The following is a 16,936-nucleotide window of genomic DNA, read 5'->3' on the forward strand; positions in this document are numbered from 1 at the left end:
GTGGACGGGGTTAATTAGTTTACATTGAATTTAGTTTAATGTTAAAATAAAATTAATAAGGAGATGATACATATGAAATTAGACAAAAAAGTGGCAATCATCACAGGCGGAGCAGGAGGCATCGGATTAGGAATCGCTACGGCATTCGTAAAAGAAGGAGCGACTGTTGCGATCGTTGACTTGAACAAAGAAGCAGGCGAAGCGGCGATTGAAAAATTGCAGAAAATCTCTCCGCAATCGATTTTTCTTCAAGCGGACTTAACTGCACGAGAAGAATTACCTTCCATTGTTGAGCAAGTTGTAACGAAACTCGGTAAATTGGATGTTTTAGTTAACAACGCTCATGCTTCACGTATGAAATCTATTGAAGAGATGACACAAGAAGACATAGACCTGTCGTTCAATACAGGATTTTATCCGACGCTCTACTTGATGCAAGCGGCTCTTCCGCACTTGAAAGAGTCAAAAGGATCCGTTATTAACTTCTCATCCGGTGCAGGATTAAACGGTGATGTGAACCAAGGTTCATACGCTGCGGCGAAAGAAGCTATCCGCGGGATCACAAGAGTGGCGGCGAATGAATGGGGAGAATACGGTATCACGTGTAACCTTATTTCACCAATTGCTAAAACACCAGGCATTGAGCATTGGGGTAAAGAAAATCCCGAAGCTTATCAAGCGATTCTTGCGAAAAATCCACTTGGACGCCTTGGTGATCCAGAGAAAGACATCGGTCGCACCGCAGTATTCCTAGCGAGCGAAGACGCTTCTTACATCACCGGTCAAACGATGATGGTCGACGGCGGATCTATCAAATTACGTTAATACATTATTCAAAGCTGTCCTGATTTTATGGGGCAGCTTTTTTGTATGGAAGAATGAGCGAGTTCGCAACAGCCTTTACCAGTTATCTAGCTATACCCTTGCCAAAACAAAAAAGCTGCTCCGTAGTGGAACAGCTCCCCTCAAACAAACGTGTTATTTAACTTAGTGTAAATTTGGATTAAACTATTTCGTTCAGCTTCCGATAAGTGACTAAAGAACTCCGAACGCACTTGCATTCCACATCTCTGTGCTTCACCTAAAATTTCTAGGCCCATGGGAGTTATTTTCCAATACTTTGTTCTGCGGTCTTTTTCATCATTCCGCAACGTAATAAACTCGCTTTTAATGAGCTTTGACGACAAATGCGTCAATGAAGCGGGTGTAAAGCCTAGTGTCTCAGCCAAGTCAGAAGGACGTTGCTCACCTTTGTTATGTAACTCTAGCAACACAAGGATATGGGAGATGCCTAGGGACAGCTTAGATTCTTGCTGGAAACGGATCAGCATTTTATTCGTCACTTGATCCATTAAATGTACCAAATTAAAAATTGTTTGTTTTTCATTCAAAAAGAACGCCTCCCTTTCCTTCAAGAAACTTTATGTTTATATACTATTCATCATACAATATTATATACGAAATGAAACAGTTGTGACACGATAATAATACCTACGTCTTGCTTATTATTTTATATTTAAAGAGTTTTTCATTTTCTTCTTTTTAATTGTAGATTGATAGCGTATGATAAAGACAACGAATGAACTAGATGAACTAAATAGGAAGGTGGGCATAAGGTTTGATGAAAGTTAAAGATTCGTTAACATTTCAGCTAGGTACGATTATAGCTGGAATCTTGGTGGTGATGTTAGCCATTACATCACTAGCTACATATAAGACTGCTTATGACAAATTATATGACGCTGCAGGAATTGAAGCATATGGATGTGCCAATATTACTACTGGATTGATTCGACCGGGTGATATGGACAAGGCATTAGCTGGTGAGGCAGATACACAAGATGAGATTGGTAAGACGTTGAACTGGACAACTGAACACAAGAATATATTTGAAACACAATATATTGTGGATTTGGACGGAAAACTCATTGCGCTTGACGATAATTTGAGGGCGAAAGGGTTTAAACCGGGAGATCAGTTCCATTTGGACAAAGAAGCGATTGATGAGTTACTTGAACACCAACATCCAACCTACTCTCAACCTTACGAGTATGGCGACATGAAGCGACTTTCAGGTTATGCGCCTATTCATAAGGATCAGGATACTAGTAAAGAAATCATTGCAGTAAGTGTCATTGATTTTGATGCCAACATTGTCAAACAACGTACATGGGATGTCGTACGCGATGGGATTTTACTCAGTATCATTCCGATGTTGCTGGCTTCAGTCGGAACAGGCTTCCTGATTCGCCGGAAAACGAAGCCGATTACGAGTTTAATTGAGCAGGCGAAGAAAATTGCGGACGGCGACTTGGCGGTTCAACCGACAGAAGTGAAATCACAAGACGAAGTGGGCGACTTGGCTCGTACACTGAATCGGATGACGGTGAACTTACAAGATATGATTGCGACGATGAATACGACTTCGCAGCATTTATCTGAAAACGCGGGAGAAACTTCTGCATCACTTTCTGAAATGCGTGAAGCGATCACGATGGTTGCGAATAATATTGAAGAAGTTGTCACAGCGGTTACGGATAGCACGTCGTCTGCGGAGCACGCAACAGGTATTCTGACGGGATTAGCAAGTGGTTTGGACAACACGAAGCAAAGTGCCGATTCCATGCTAAATAATTCCAATGAAACGATGAAGATTGCACTAGAAGGCGCGAAACGTGCGGAAGAAATTCGTGACGATATGGAATTAATTCGAAATGGTTCACAGGAAGTAGGAGACACCATCCAAAACTTGGTTGAATCTACGACGAAGATCCAAAATATCACGGGCTCCATCGCAGGAATCGCAGCTCAAACGAATTTACTCGCATTGAACGCATCCATTGAAGCGGCTCGTGCAGGTGAACACGGTAAAGGCTTTGCGGTAGTTGCGGAAGAAGTACGAAACCTTGCTGAGCAATCCAATCAGGAAGTACTTGAAGTAGAGAAGCTGGTAAAAGATATTTCGGATCGCATCCAGCAAGTTATTACTTCTACATCAGAAAATACGAAACATATCACGAAAGGTACAGAAACGGTGAAGCTAACGTCTGAGTCTTTGAGTAATATTTCCGTAGCAGTTGGAGAAACTGTCAAAGAAATTAAAAACATCTCGAACTTGATGACGTCAGAAGCTTCGAAATCAACAGAAGCTGTTCAGTTGATCGAGCACTTGACACACTCTGTACAAAATATAGAAGATATGACGAATAATATTGCAGCAGCTGCCGAGCAAACGACAGCAAGCATCGAAGAAATCTCAGAACGTTCCATGCAGACCAATCAAATGGCGCAGGAACTTGAAGTGTTTGTCGGTTCATTCAAATTACCTAAATAAACACTCGGCCATCGCTTTTCAAGCGATGGTCTTTTTTACTATTGATTTTCGAATGTACGTTCTGTATACTACGAACATACATACGCTTAAGAAATGGGGAATACGTGATGGAAAGGAATCGAGATAGAGGGAAATTGAAGTGGACCTCGCTAATGCTGCCTGAACACCTCGAGAGACTGCGTGATTGGCAACGAGAGGACCACTATATAGAACGACTCGAGTTGACTGACTGGGAGCTACAAACGATGCAGGAGACGCTTGAAGTAGCTTGGCGCAGACGTTGTGAGACATGGATCAAAACGTGGCATGATGGGGAAGTCCGCTTTCATCAAGGGGTGATTGAAGCGCTCGATTTGCAAACGATGACAATTGTACTGCGCGATCCGTTCGGAACAGAAAGAATTCATGTGGCGGATGTGATGGATGTTCGGTTATCAAGAGAAGCTGACGGATTGTAGACAAAAATAAAAGCCGTCTGCGAAGGCAGACAGCTCAGTCTCTGAAAAATGCTTTTTCTACGTTGTACTTGGCTTGCTGTGTGTTGATTACGTACGTTTCGTAGATTTCGCGTTCCATTGGATCATCGATGATAACAGCGGAAATTTTCGCTACTTCTTCACGGTGATTACGCAATGGAGACACTTGGTCTTCAAAATGCTTTTTCAGACGTGGACGTAATTTTCGTGCTTTTCCTACGAATAACAACTCGTCGCTTTGGTTGAAGAACAACAAAAGGCCGCCTTTATCCCGTGGAATATCATGAAAATCGATGAAACCATAGATTGGCTTGATCGGTGTTTCATCCGGTCCCATTTCTTGTTTTCTGCGAACGATCGTTACGTCCGGTTTAGGTAATGTAATATTGATCATTTTACTTCACATCCTCATATCAGTCAGTGTTTATCCTATCATATGACAGAAAAAAAAGCGAGAAACTTTCCATCCAACCCTTGCATATAGTAGACAAATGTCTGGGGAAGGATGAAACGATGAAAAATCCTGCTGTTATAGAAACGTATCATCTATCGAATACGAGGCCAAAAGTGGATGTGTATTATCCTGTCATCACGAAACTAGATGATCCAAAAGTCCAGAAGAAGCTAAATGACGTACTCTTCAAGGAAATGAATAAATTACTTGTGGAAAATAATTATTATGAATCAAGTCTTGTGGAATTGGTGGCAAATTACGAAGTCAAAAATAACCAACGTGATATTTTAAGCATCAACTTAATCGTCTACTCATTCACAGGCGGAGCGCATGGTATGACATACGTTAAATCGCTGACGCTCGATACGAAGACGGGAAGGCAATACAATTTGCAAGATTTATTCAAGCCGGGCAGTCCATATGTCCAGAAAATCTCGGAATATATTAGACGTCATATTCAGCAATGGAAAACGCCCGTCTTAGAACCATTCACTAAAATACGTCCTGATCAGGATTTCTATATAGGTGATACTAGTTTGGTTGTTTATTTCCAATTGTACGAAATTTCTCCTTACGTGGCAGGTTTCCCTTATTTCCCGATACCGTTACTCGATTTACAAGAAATCATCAAACCGAATAGTCCCGCAGATCGCATGTTACCATTTATCGGATTTTGAGAATAAACTGAATAAACTATTGTATGGGCTTACATGACGAAATAGTGTTATAATTTCAATATACTAAATATACAATTGAGGTGGAAACTATGCTAAGAGATTTCTTTATCGGTTTATCTGAAAATCAACTATTGAATCAAGCTGCCCAAAAATACGGCTTCCAATTAGGAGCCCAACAAGTGGTGGCAGGAACCAACATCGAAGAAATGATCAAAAGTGTCAAAGAGCTCAATCAAGCAGGTATTTCATGCACGATCGACAATCTGGGTGAATTTGTGTTCGAAAAAAGCGAGGCCATCGAAGCGAAAGAACAAATCTTAGCCGTAGTGGACGCAATCCAAGAACATCAAGTGGATGCGCACATCTCACTCAAACCATCACAGCTTGGCCTCGATATTGACTATGACTTTTGCAAACAACAAATCGAAGAAATCGTTGAACGTGCAAGCCAAAACGAGATCTTCGTTAATTTCGACATGGAAAATTACGACCGACTAAACCCGACGTTTAAGCTACTCGATGAATTGAAGGTGGCGGGCTATAAAAATATCGGTACGGTCATTCAAGCGTATTTCCACAATGCGATGGACAATACGAAAAGATACGAAGATACACGTCTTCGTTTAGTGAAAGGCGCTTACAAAGAGTCGCCTGATGTCGCGTATATGGATAAAGCTGATATTGATGAAAATTATATAAAGATTATTGAAGAACATCTATTGCATGGAACGTTCACGTCGATTGCGACACATGACCACAATATCATCAATCATGTGAAGCGATTTGTGAAGGAGCATGATATTTCCCGTAATCAGTTCGAGTTCCAAATGTTATACGGTTTCCGCAACGAGTTGCAGTTGCAACTGGCGAAAGAGGGCTATAACTTCTGTACATACGTACCATTTGGCGAGGACTGGTACGGGTACTTCATGCGAAGATTAGCGGAGCGTCCGCAGAATATGAATTTGATTGTCAAGCAAGTGTTTAATAAGAAAACGAATACGGCGATTGGTTTAGTTGCTGGAGCGTTTGTGCTTGGGCGTTTGAGCAAGCGTGGGAGTGGCGAGAAGAAAGATGGCGGCTGGATTAAATATCGGTGATTGGATTTAGGACAAAGTGAGTGGGAGACGAGAAGGCTGCGCCTTGCATTTCGATCAACTAGGGTTCATCTTTGAATATGGAATCGTGGATAATGGATTAGGGCGGGTGCGTGTTTGCGTCCGTATCCGCTCATAGATTTGCGCCAGTGCTCATAGAATGGGATTGACCGCTCTATCGCACGTGATATTCGCTCTATCCGCGTCCGCGGGTGATCATAGGTTCAGTGCAAGTGATCATAGACGATCCACGACCGCTCATAGAACACCGCTTTTTTAGGATCTTGGACTAAATGAGTCGGGAAACCACACTTAGTTAGTCAATAACTTCAAATAAATCCGGATATACAGACTACGTAAACTTTCTATATTATTATCAAAAAACACTGTTCTTTCCCGCAGTGTTTTTTTGCACTTGCTTTACATAAAACATGGGAAATAGTAGTGTTATAGATAATTAAAGAAATCTTCACTCTTTACCACACAAAAGGCAGGAGGAGAGTTGATGAAAAAACTTTTGGTAATGGCTCTTTGTGCACTAGTGCTCGTAGGATGTAACACGAACCGGACGTTGTCTTATGAAGAAGTAGCGATAAAGGACTTGAGTAAGAGCGATCAGGAATTCTACGAACAAGCACAAGTTGATAATGGTGTGTACTTATTTTTCAACACGTCGGAAGATAAACTGATCATTTATTTTAACGCTTCTCATGAAAATCAAGAAGATTATGCCGCAGAATTTGCAAACTTTGACGTAGAAGGCGACGGAGATACATTGCGTATACTGTATGATAAAGATCAAGACAAAGGTCAATCAAAAACGTTTCAAGAACAGACACTCTATGAAATTCAGTTAGACAAAGAGTATGAGACGATTGAGCTGTTTGAGAATGGAGACATTGCAGCGTTCACTTCTGTATTTTCATGAGAACACTAGAATGATTTGAAATGAGGGTGACTATGAACATTATCGAAGCAAAATTATCTGACGCGCCAATTATCCGTGACGTGATGATTCGCGCCTTTTTGATATACGAACATGCTGAACCGCCAACGAGTGCGCTGAAAGAAACGGTAGAGAGTATTACAGCTGCATTGAAAGATGGGGAACAGGCGGTTATCGGTTATATAGAAGAAGAACCCGTTGCGATGGTTCGTTTTCGATTGGAAGAGGAGAGCCTCTACTTTTCTAGATTTTCTGTCGTGCCAGAAAGACAAGGTCAAGGCATCGCGAAAGAAATACTCCGCTTTTTAGAGGATTATGCGACACAACAAGGGAAAAGAGTAGTAGCATGCAAAGTGCGAGCAGATGTGCAGAAAAATATCTCGCTCTATCAATCGATCGGCTATCATGTGTGTGAAGAATCCGTATTACATAGAACGGATGGTACGTCAATTGCTGTAGTTTCTATGGAGAAATCACTCTCCTGAGCAGTAGAACGTCTTGCAAGTGAAGGAACCAAGTGATGTATTGCAATCCGAGGCTGGTATCTAATCTGTTTTCAAAAAAGAAGCGGTCCACATAAGTCATGAAAGGAGGAAGTACATATGCACAACAATATGTTTTTATCGTTTATATCTATTTTCAGCCTATTGATCTACATTATCCCAATCGTATTCCTGATTTTTAGTGTATGGTTTGCGTTGAAACTTCTTAAATTACAAGAACGGAAAAATGAAATCCTGCAATCGATTGCAGACAAATTAAATAAGTAGATGAACAATTTTTCAACTGAAGGAGAAACGTTTTGATAAAAAATATAACCGCACTTATAAGCGCAGTGGTGCTGCTTGCCATCTGTATGTTTTTATTTTTCCCCTACCCGAATAACCCGCTCATAGGGGCGACCATTACCTTTATGTCGTTTCCTATTCAAAACGAAGATGGATTCGTGTGGAAAGGGATAGTGGCTACTACTATATTCTTGATCGCAATGGCATTACTGATTTATGGGTTGAAGAAATTTTATGTAGTGGCGGCTGTACTGGTGTTGTTTTTGTACGCACTGCTTCCAGGCTATCTCGTGACGGCATATCAGGAAACGATCGCGAGTGGAATTGGCGCGATTTCGTACGACCAGAACGGTGAATGTACATTTGATACAGTAGAAGATAATGTACGAATGAAGGGGGAGTGTGAGCTGACATTGAAAAATCACAGCAGCAAACCCGCAACATTCGAACTGGAGTTTATGGATACAGGATTTGGCTCAGAAGGATCGAAAATGGAGTCACTGATGAATATAGGAGGGCCTTACACGATGACAGTGGAAGGAAATCGTACAGAATTCATTGAGCTCAATGAAATTCTCGATATCTCGGATGTGAGTAATCATATCTATAGTGGATCGTCATCAGACGTGCATTTCAAGCTTATCGAGAAAAACAAAGAACGTATTTTTTAATTAATAGATTCTAAGATGAAATAATAATTGAATATAACCCGTAGTAGGGTATTCAATAAAATAGATAAGGAGAGGATCTTATGCTTCGGAAACTATTTTATATTACATTTTTGGCAGTTATACTGGCTGCTTGTCAGACCGCAGATAAGAACAGTACATCGAACACGCCACAAGAGGCACTCGAACAGCTTCATACAGATGAAGGTTATGCGGAAGTTGTGAAAATATACCGCACGTTGGAAGTCGATAATAATAAAGTAATCAGTGTCTATAAAGGGACATTAGATGACACAGAAGAAATATTTATCGCAAAGTTGAACAGAGAGAAAGATGATACGTGGACAGTAACGGATGCGATTGGAATCGGCATGCCTTCTGAGGAAAATCTAGGGGAGAGTACTAAAACATCTTCGTTTGAAGCAGGCTTCACAAAGAAAAATAATGCACCGAGCCCTAATACTAAATTGGTTCAGACGGATGACAAAAAGTATAGAGTCTGGGTGAAAGTAATCGAGTAAAACGAAAAGACCGCCTACGCGGTCTTTTTTTCATTGTCTGTAAAGTAAAATAACAAAATAGACAACCATCGCAAGCAAGCCAAGTGGTACACCGACTCGCGCCCACTCCCCGCTACGGATATTGAGTTTACCGGCTGCAATAATATTCGGGATGTTTCCGGGAATCAACATCCCACCACTGATCAGCAAGCCGAGCAACAGCGCTTGGATCGTTGACTCGTCCATCGCGGGACTGATTTCCGCGGCAGCCAGTGTTGCATTGTCAAGTACAGCTGAAATCATATTGATCCAGTACAGTGTCAAGGGCTGCAGGTCAAGCAAGTACAGCGTGATCAGCGGCTCAAATCCTGCGCCAAGTAATGTTAAAGCTAATACAAATACATATACTTTTACACTGCGTCCAAAAATACTTATGTATGACTCTGCCGCTTGTCCGGAAGAACGGAACAGCGAACGGTTGCGTGGACGAATGATGAGGAAAGCGAGCAGTCCGAAGACGAAGACACCAGCTAGGATATCTGTACCGAGTAAGTTCATTAGATAGTAAAAGTCCTCGTCGAGTTTATTCGTCGCAATCGTTGAAAGTGGCTCGCCGATTGGCGTCAGAACAGCACCCATGCCGATTGCGTAACATGCGAGTATCACAAAGCGGATTTCTGAACGTCGATCCATCTGCAAGACGGACGCAATAGCCACGAGAACTAGCGCTGCGATGATGGCAGTAATCACGCTTGAGATCAACCCTAACATCATAATAGTCAATGCCAGAAAAAGTCGGAATGGTAGAATTCGACTTACTGAAAGCACAGTCTTCTCAAACGGTTTACGTATCCAGCGAAAAAGAATTCCTGCTACAAGAACGGCAAGCGTAATATGCAAGGGATCGCGTACCGCCTGCATCCACAACTCCCATTGCAACACGCCACTGACAAATGCCGCAGCGCATCCCATAACGAATAAAAACATTTCCAAATTACGTTCGATCTTCGGAACGGTAAACGGCAATAAAAGTACTAATCCCAAAATTATGAGCAATCCAGTGACCATACGTATCTCCTTTCGGCAATCTTTCTTCTACACTGTATGCAAACCGCCGATTCATCTTGCATACAGTCTGAATAGAATAGTAAAAAGAGGAGGACACGCATTGGAAGTTTCAGATATTGTATTAATCCCCGTTATTATCGGATTAACGGAAATTTTAAAGATGTACGGATTGCCGAAGAAACTGATTCCGATTTTTTCTTTACTATTAGGCATCGGTGGCGGAATCTTCTACTTGTTTCCCCAGGATTGGAAGTCTGGGATACTCGGAGGGATTATTATGGGGTTGTCGGCAAGTGGGTTGTATTCAAGTGGAAAGACGATTGTTAGGAAGCCGCCGTGTGATGAGGAAGAGGAACAGTAATTTTTACAAAAGTAAGCCCTTTGTTTATGTCGTGAATGGACATGAATGAGGGGCTTTGTTATTTGGTGCGTATATGATTGCCGAAGATGCTGAAGTTCATCATGGTCTTTACTGTCGTCGTTTGCTGTTTGATCCTATAATTTTTACGTTTTAAGAACGAGGTGTATATTCTATTTTAAAACTGTATAATAATACTAATTATGGATTTTATCCGTAAGTTGTTTAATAATGCAAGAGATGAATGCAGAGTAAACATCTATTTCTCTAATTGTGTATAGTGAGAAATTTAATATGTTTGAAGAGGTGATGTAAAGTGAAACGTTATTTTGGGGGCATTATAGCACTAGTATCACTCACATTATTACTGATTTATGATTTCTTTCCCAAGTTGATTCCTTTTATAAATATACCCAAATCAATACTTGTTGGACTCATACTATTGATTACTGTTATTAGCCTTTTTATGAATCGACCTCAAAAAGAGGATGTCTCAAGATTTAATCCTTTGTGGCAAGTTATATTACTTACGTATTTCTTTTCATTAATTATAATCTTTACTCTAATGGGCGGTATTTCACAAGTTGGTTTATCTTTATCGAACCCTTTTCTATGGATTGTGTTTTTCATAAGTATTTTTGATATTGTCAATGGATATAAGAAAATAAGAGCTGATCTTCTGGGAGTAAAAAAATCGCCTCGCGAGGAATAAATGTGAGAGCGGCTTTCCGCTGATTTACGACTGTGATATACTCGGCCTAGTTTAGCAGTTTCGGACTCATGATTAGGTCGGAATATAAAGGGGGACTCGCATTGGAGATTGATAAAAAGCAACTTATTATAGAGGCAGCCAAACTTTACTATCAATTTGATTATACTCAGCTCGCCATTTCAAAAAAACTAGGCGTTTCGAGGCCGACCGTTTCGAGGCTTCTGCAACAAGCGAAAAAGAATGGCTATGTGAAAATCGACATTATCGATCCTTTTCATGATAATAATCAATTGGCGAAATCTTTGCAGCACAAATATCAAATCGAAGAAGTGAATATTGCGTACTCGGCAGTAGAAGACGAGGGAGATGTGATTCAAGCCATCAGCACGGAAGCGGCGGATTATTTGCATCGAACTATAAAAGACGGCGATATCCTTGGCGTGACGTGGGGGCGGACGATGTATCGGGTAGCCAACGCGTTGAAGCAAAAAGATGTAAAAGGAGTCGAAGTCATCCAGCTAAAAGGCGGTATTGGCCTGTCGGACGTTAATACATACGATTCTGAAACGGTTTATAAATTTGCGGAAGCCTTCCATACTGTTCCGCGTTACTTGCCACTCCCTGTTCTGGTCGACACGCCTGAAGTCAAAGAGGTGATTGAATCGGACCGCTATATGCACCGTCTCATTGAACTTGGAAGACAGGCGAATATCGCCATGTTTACGGTAGGTGCGGTCGATAGCGAATCGCTACTATTCCGTCTTGGTTATTTGACGACTGAAGAAGAACAGCAACTCCAACAAGAAGCGATTGGCGATATTTGTTCACGCTTTTTCAAACGTACAGGCGAAGTTTGCAAGACCACCGTCAGTGACCGGACGATTGGGATCCGGCTGGAAGAGTTGAAGCAAAAAGAAAAGTCTATTCTTGTGGCTGGCGGAAACCGCAAAGTAGAAGCCATTCACGGAGCGCTTCAGGGTGGTTATGCGAACATCTTCATAACCGACCAGTACACAGCACAGGCTTTGTTGCTCCACCAATAGTAAACTAGGAGAATCCACTTATTTAAAAGTGTGATTCTTTTTTTTTATTCGGAATGAACAATGTTTCACTTGCATTGCACATCTGCTCAAAGTCTGTGATATACTATACATAAAGTCAGGTCGCAATGGTATCCTAAGGAAAATGGTGTGCAAGAAGCAAAGTGTAAGCGTAACCAACATGCAAGGGAGGAAATATGATGAACTTTGTATTTTATATAACTGGATTGTTGCTCGTGTTAATCGTGGGCTTGATTGTCAGTGTAGACCGCAGGAAAATTCGCTATAAACCGATTGTGATCATGCTGATAACCCAGCTTGTCTTGACATTTATTTTGTTAAATACAAAAGTGGGCGTAGTCTCCATTGGCTTTGTTTCAGCTTTATTCTCGAAGCTAGTTGATCTTGGGGTAACGGGAGTCAACTTCGTGTTTGGCGGATTGGAAAATGAAGGAGAATACGTATTCTTCTTGAACGTTTTATTGCCAATCGTGTTCATTTCCGTGTTGATCGGTATATTGAATCAATTCAAGATCTTACCGTTCATCATTAAATATGTAGGAATCGTTCTAAGTAAGTTGAATGGCATGGGGAAAATGGAGAACTACATAGCCGTATCCTCTGCGGTTCTCGGGCAGTCCGAAGTGTTCTTAACTATCAAGGACCAAATGGATGATATTTCAAAAAGACGTTTGTATACGTTTTGTACTTCCGCGATGAGTGCAGTCAGTGTTGCCATCGTTGGTGCATATATGGAAATCATCGAACCGCAGTTTGTCGTAGTGGCGATTGCGCTCAATATTATGTCGGCACTGATTGTCGCAAGTATCATCAACCCTTATGAATTATCGGAGGAAGAAGATACGCTAACGATCGAGTCGAAAAAGAAGTTGTCATTCTTCCAGATGATCAGCGAAAGTATTATGGATGGTTTTAAAGTCGCGGTTATTGTAGCTGCCATGCTGATCGGTTTCATCGCATTGATGAACGGAATCGATTATCTCTTTGAAATGATGTTCAACGTTTCCTTCCAGACTATCTTGGGGTATATCTTTGCGCCAATTGCCTTTGTAATGGGCGTGCCTTGGGCAGACAGTGTACAAGCCGGCAGCATCATGGCAACCAAACTTGTCACAAACGAATTTGTGGCGATGTTGAGTTTTAAGGAAATTTCGGCTGGTCTATCAACGAAAGCAGTAGGTATGATATCGGTGTTCCTTGTTAGTTTTGCGAATTTCAGTTCCATTGGGATTATTACAGGAGCTGTCAAGGCGTTGAGTTCAAAACAAGGAGACGAAGTGGCAAGAAACGGTTTGAAATTACTTTTGGGTTCAACATTGGCTTCAGTCCTTTCAGCGACTGTCATTGGCCTATTTCTATAATAGAAATGAAACATAAATTTAAAAACAGGAGTGGTGGATGCTATGCGTATGGTAGATATGATTGAGAAAAAACGAGATGGACATGTGTTAACAAATGAAGAAATTTCATTTGTCATCAATGGATATACGGACGGATCAATTCCAGATTACCAAATGTCGGCGTTTCAAATGGCGGTATATTTCCAAGGGATGACGTTGGAAGAAACTGCGCAGTTCACAATGGCGATGGTAGAGTCAGGCGACCAAGTCGATTTGTCTGCTATTGAAGGCGTGAAGGTGGATAAACACTCTACAGGCGGAGTTGGCGATACGACAACACTCGTGCTTGCGCCACTTGTCGCTGCACTTGGTATCCCGGTAGCTAAAATGTCGGGCCGCGGATTGGGTCATACGGGCGGAACACTTGATAAGCTAGAGTCCGTTCCTGGTTTCCATATCGAAATTACAGACAAAGAATTCTTCGATCTTGTCAATATGAACAAAATTGCGGTGATCGGACAATCCGGCAATATCACTCCTGCAGACAAGAAGATTTACAGTCTGCGCGATGTCACGGCAACGGTCAGTTCTATTCCGTTGATCGCAAGCTCGATCATGAGCAAGAAGATTGCGGCGGGATCGGATGCAATTGTTCTTGATGTAAAAGTCGGAACAGGCGCGTTCATGAAAGACCTCGATATGGCTCGTGAACTGGCGGGAGAAATGGTGCAAATCGGAAATAAAATCGGTCGTCAAACGATGGCCGTAATTTCGGATATGAACCAGCCGCTCGGTTATGCGATCGGAAATGCTCTCGAAGTCAAAGAAGCCGTCGAAACATTGCAAGGCAATGGACCAGAAGATTTGCACGAACTGTGCTTGACGCTCGGTAGCCATATGGTTCGTTTGGCAGGAAAAGCGGACTCGACGGAAGAAGCACGAAAAATGCTCGAAGAAGTTATTCAAAACGGCAGAGCGCTTGAAGTATTTAAACTGTTCTTGCAATCTCAAGGCGGCGACACATCCGTCATTGACGATCTATCAAAGCTTCCTACGGCCAAGTTTACAATAGACGTGCCAGCTAAAGAAGCGGGATATGTATCTGCGATTACTGCGGATGAAATCGGTACGGCTGCAATGCTTCTAGGTGCGGGACGCGCAACAAAAGAATCCGAAATCGATTTGGCGGTTGGGCTAGTGCTGCATAAGAAAATCGGTGACTTAGTAGAAGTGGGCGAATCTCTCGTGACGATTCACAGCAACACGGAAGATATCGAAGACGTAAAAGAAAAGATCTATCATGCTTACGGAGTTTCGGCTTCTAAAGTACAGCCTGTAACACTTGTGCATGACGAAATTACAAAATAATTAAAGGAGTGGTTCATAAATGAATAAAGCACAAATGATCGACCATACATTATTGAAAGCCGACGCAACGAAAGACAAAGTCGCGGCGCTCATACAAGAAGCAAAAGACTATCAATTTAAATCAGTGTGCATTAACCCGGGCTGGGTTTCATATGCCGCTGAACAGCTAAAAGGCAGCGATGTGTTGGTCTGCACGGTAATCGGTTTCCCTCTTGGAGCGACTACTTCTGCAGTCAAAGCATTCGAAACTAAAGATGCAGTGGCGAACGGAGCAGGAGAAATCGACATGGTCATCAACATCGGAGCGCTGAAAGACGGAGATGACGAATGGGTTGAATCAGATATTCGTGCGGTAGTCGAAGCGGCTAACGGTACATTGGTCAAAGTTATCATCGAAACATGCTTGTTAACAGATGAAGAAATCATTCGTGCATGCGAGCTATCCGTCAAAGCGGGCGCCGATTTCGTCAAGACGTCAACTGGGTTCTCAACAGGCGGAGCAACGGTAGAAGACGTCGCTCTTATGCGGAAGACAGTTGGCCCAAACATTGGTGTCAAAGCGTCCGGCGGCGTGCGCAGCGGAGAAGATTTCGATGCGCTAGTCGAAGCAGGAGCTACACGTATTGGTGCAAGCTCGGGTATTAGTATCGTAAAAGGCGAAGTCTCAGACTCGAATTATTAATAGTTCCGTTACAGGACTGTTCTGCATAGATGCAGGGCAGTCCTGTTTTTATGGAACTTACTAAACTTGAATGTCTCTAGCAATTGACATTGTACTTCTCACTTCAACTTGAAAAATTCCACATATATGCCGCAGTGATAAACTACGACAATCATTAGCTTGTCTACTATTGCAGAGCTTTCCGTACTTCAGGAACTATTTGAGGAAGTATATGTACCGGAAATCATCTATCAATAAATGGTAGATTGAATAAGGACTATGGTAGAGAAGAATTAAAGAAGTATGTCAAAGAGGATCAATTTTAACGTCTACAAATAAAAAGAACTCAATGCTTTTGAACGGTTTATAATAAGCCACTCCCACCTAGAGGGGGAGGGCGCTAGATTACATAAATAATTCAGATCACAAGAGAAGCTTTTAATCATATACCTACCGATATTATACTGACGCTACCGGCAAACTGTTTAATTGCGAAAATGCATAAACCATTTTTTTCGCAAACTGAAGCGGCGGTTCAACTGACTGGGCATGAATGTACATAATTTGCGGTGGGTCAGTAAAAAGCCAATGATTGTGAATAGCACTTACAATAATACCTTGTTGTGTCAATGCGAATAGATACGCCGGAATTTCCTCTTGCAATACAGCTATTTCAGAGATATTTAAAGCATTTCCTTGGTTATCTAGATCGTAAAACTCAACACTAACTCCTAAAATAGAAGAAGCATCCTTCCCCATCATTTTAACACCAAATGTGCGATGTAAAGATACGGAGCAAGTATGATTCTTTGTTTTGCTCTTTCCGTTTAAAATGTTGGCAAAATCATTGCAAATTGAATTGAAATTCACATTACTATTCATCGCTTCCCTCCCAAAGTATCCTATGCGTAAACCTATAAAAAATCCACCGAATGTAAATGTCTAGAGCAATTGTTAACGTAGCTCAATAAAAAATAATTGCCCAATTAATAGTGGCTTGTGTAAGAGGCTGTGTAGTTATGAAACAATAACGAGCCATTCACTTCAATAGAATTACGTTATTTTTGAAAACATTACCAATACAGATCGTCTGACATATGAATAAATGGTAATGTGAATATTCTAAATAGAATGAGAGATTAAGTTGAGACAGATTTTACTATTGGTTACTTTAGTATTTTTACTGTTCAATCTTTGGGGGCAATTCTTAAACTAGGATTTGCGCCGGCTAAGCAATATTTCCGGATTAATAAATGGAGGTTGTTATTTGCAATCCATAATTGAATTCAGCCAAAAGAGGCATTAACGGCAGAAGGTTAGTGCCTCTAAAGGTTATTAATAGCTTAATGGGCAGGACAGGATGAACGTATGAAAAAAATATTAGTTATGTTGCGTAATATCCCGGTGCTACTTTGATTTTTGTAGCAG

The 16,936-nt window shown here is 41.5% G+C and carries 20 protein-coding genes; 16 read left to right on the forward strand and 4 right to left on the reverse strand.

What is annotated here, in order from left to right:
* The first annotated feature begins 72 nt into the window (after positions 1–72).
* Positions 73–825, forward strand: coding sequence for an SDR family NAD(P)-dependent oxidoreductase (locus tag CSV69_RS04185; RefSeq protein WP_085426353.1), 753 nt, complete (start codon positions 73–75; stop codon positions 823–825).
* A gap of 140 nt (positions 826–965) precedes the next feature.
* Here CSV69_RS04185 and CSV69_RS04190 read toward each other — a convergent pair whose 3' ends face one another.
* Entirely contained in the window at positions 966–1,391 is a 426-nt protein-coding gene (locus CSV69_RS04190; RefSeq protein ID WP_232319571.1) for a MarR family winged helix-turn-helix transcriptional regulator, read from the reverse strand.
* 230 nt (positions 1,392–1,621) lie between these two features.
* Between CSV69_RS04190 and CSV69_RS04195 the strand changes: the two genes are divergently transcribed.
* Both CSV69_RS04195 and CSV69_RS04200 read left to right on the forward strand, forming a co-directional pair.
* Positions 1,622–3,334, forward strand: a complete 1,713-nt coding sequence (locus CSV69_RS04195) for a methyl-accepting chemotaxis protein (protein WP_085428955.1) — start codon at positions 1,622–1,624, stop codon at positions 3,332–3,334.
* Positions 3,335–3,441: 107 nt separating this feature from the next.
* On the forward strand, positions 3,442–3,792 hold the full coding sequence (locus CSV69_RS04200; protein ID WP_099692773.1) for a YolD-like family protein: 351 nt from the start codon (positions 3,442–3,444) through the stop codon (positions 3,790–3,792).
* A gap of 34 nt (positions 3,793–3,826) precedes the next feature.
* Here CSV69_RS04200 and CSV69_RS04205 read toward each other — a convergent pair whose 3' ends face one another.
* Positions 3,827–4,204 carry a nucleotide excision repair endonuclease gene (locus CSV69_RS04205; protein WP_085426351.1) on the reverse strand — a complete coding sequence of 126 codons (378 nt, stop codon included), beginning with the start codon at positions 4,202–4,204 and terminating at the stop codon, positions 3,827–3,829.
* A gap of 119 nt (positions 4,205–4,323) precedes the next feature.
* Here CSV69_RS04205 and CSV69_RS04210 point away from each other — a divergent pair, with 119 nt between their 5' ends.
* From CSV69_RS04210 to CSV69_RS04235, 7 genes are all read left to right on the forward strand, one after another.
* Complete coding sequence (locus tag CSV69_RS04210) at positions 4,324–4,941, forward strand: DUF3298 and DUF4163 domain-containing protein (RefSeq protein WP_099625910.1); 618 nt, start codon at positions 4,324–4,326, stop codon at positions 4,939–4,941.
* An 89-nt stretch (positions 4,942–5,030) separates the two neighbouring features.
* Complete coding sequence (locus CSV69_RS04215) at positions 5,031–6,041, forward strand: proline dehydrogenase family protein (protein WP_099692774.1); 1,011 nt, start codon at positions 5,031–5,033, stop codon at positions 6,039–6,041.
* 502 nt (positions 6,042–6,543) lie between these two features.
* Entirely contained in the window at positions 6,544–6,966 is a 423-nt protein-coding gene (locus CSV69_RS04220) for a hypothetical protein (protein ID WP_099625912.1), read from the forward strand.
* A 32-nt stretch (positions 6,967–6,998) separates the two neighbouring features.
* Positions 6,999–7,469 carry a GNAT family N-acetyltransferase gene (locus CSV69_RS04225; protein WP_085426347.1) on the forward strand — a complete coding sequence of 157 codons (471 nt, stop codon included), beginning with the start codon at positions 6,999–7,001 and terminating at the stop codon, positions 7,467–7,469.
* 117 nt (positions 7,470–7,586) lie between these two features.
* Positions 7,587–7,754, forward strand: coding sequence for a hypothetical protein (locus CSV69_RS16995; RefSeq protein WP_198166205.1), 168 nt, complete (start codon positions 7,587–7,589; stop codon positions 7,752–7,754).
* Positions 7,755–7,786: 32 nt separating this feature from the next.
* The gene (locus CSV69_RS04230; protein WP_158232604.1) at positions 7,787–8,443 is read left to right on the forward strand and encodes a hypothetical protein; all 657 of its coding nucleotides are present in this window, start codon (positions 7,787–7,789) and stop codon (positions 8,441–8,443) included.
* A gap of 80 nt (positions 8,444–8,523) precedes the next feature.
* Positions 8,524–8,961 carry a hypothetical protein gene (locus CSV69_RS04235; protein ID WP_099692776.1) on the forward strand — a complete coding sequence of 146 codons (438 nt, stop codon included), beginning with the start codon at positions 8,524–8,526 and terminating at the stop codon, positions 8,959–8,961.
* Positions 8,962–8,991: 30 nt separating this feature from the next.
* Here the strand turns inward: CSV69_RS04235 and CSV69_RS04240 are convergent, their stop codons facing one another.
* Positions 8,992–10,008: a DUF1646 family protein gene (locus CSV69_RS04240; protein ID WP_099692777.1), complete on the reverse strand. Its 1,017-nt coding sequence runs from the start codon at positions 10,006–10,008 to the stop codon at positions 8,992–8,994.
* A gap of 100 nt (positions 10,009–10,108) precedes the next feature.
* On the opposite strand from CSV69_RS04240, the gene CSV69_RS04245 reads away from it, so the two are divergent.
* From CSV69_RS04245 to deoC, 6 genes are all read left to right on the forward strand, one after another.
* Positions 10,109–10,369 carry a hypothetical protein gene (locus CSV69_RS04245; RefSeq protein ID WP_099692778.1) on the forward strand — a complete coding sequence of 87 codons (261 nt, stop codon included), beginning with the start codon at positions 10,109–10,111 and terminating at the stop codon, positions 10,367–10,369.
* Between the two features lie 313 nt (positions 10,370–10,682).
* Positions 10,683–11,078 (forward strand): hypothetical protein, encoded by a 396-nt coding sequence (locus CSV69_RS04250; RefSeq protein ID WP_099692779.1) that lies wholly within the window; start codon positions 10,683–10,685, stop codon positions 11,076–11,078.
* A 101-nt stretch (positions 11,079–11,179) separates the two neighbouring features.
* The gene (locus CSV69_RS04255) at positions 11,180–12,121 is read left to right on the forward strand and encodes a DNA-binding transcriptional repressor DeoR (protein WP_099692780.1); all 942 of its coding nucleotides are present in this window, start codon (positions 11,180–11,182) and stop codon (positions 12,119–12,121) included.
* Between the two features lie 197 nt (positions 12,122–12,318).
* Positions 12,319–13,500, forward strand: coding sequence for a NupC/NupG family nucleoside CNT transporter (locus tag CSV69_RS04260; protein WP_085426340.1), 1,182 nt, complete (start codon positions 12,319–12,321; stop codon positions 13,498–13,500).
* A 42-nt stretch (positions 13,501–13,542) separates the two neighbouring features.
* Positions 13,543–14,847, forward strand: coding sequence for a pyrimidine-nucleoside phosphorylase (locus tag CSV69_RS04265; RefSeq protein ID WP_099692781.1), 1,305 nt, complete (start codon positions 13,543–13,545; stop codon positions 14,845–14,847).
* A 19-nt stretch (positions 14,848–14,866) separates the two neighbouring features.
* Complete coding sequence (gene deoC / locus CSV69_RS04270) at positions 14,867–15,529, forward strand: deoxyribose-phosphate aldolase (protein ID WP_099692782.1); 663 nt, start codon at positions 14,867–14,869, stop codon at positions 15,527–15,529.
* 438 nt (positions 15,530–15,967) lie between these two features.
* On the opposite strand, the gene CSV69_RS04275 is transcribed toward deoC, so the two are convergent.
* Entirely contained in the window at positions 15,968–16,390 is a 423-nt protein-coding gene (locus CSV69_RS04275) for a DUF1259 domain-containing protein (RefSeq protein ID WP_099692783.1), read from the reverse strand.
* Positions 16,391–16,936 lie beyond the last annotated feature (546 nt).

The sequence above is a fragment of the Sporosarcina sp. P26b genome (assembly GCF_002743245.1).
Classification (GTDB): domain Bacteria; phylum Bacillota; class Bacilli; order Bacillales_A; family Planococcaceae; genus Sporosarcina; species Sporosarcina ureae_C.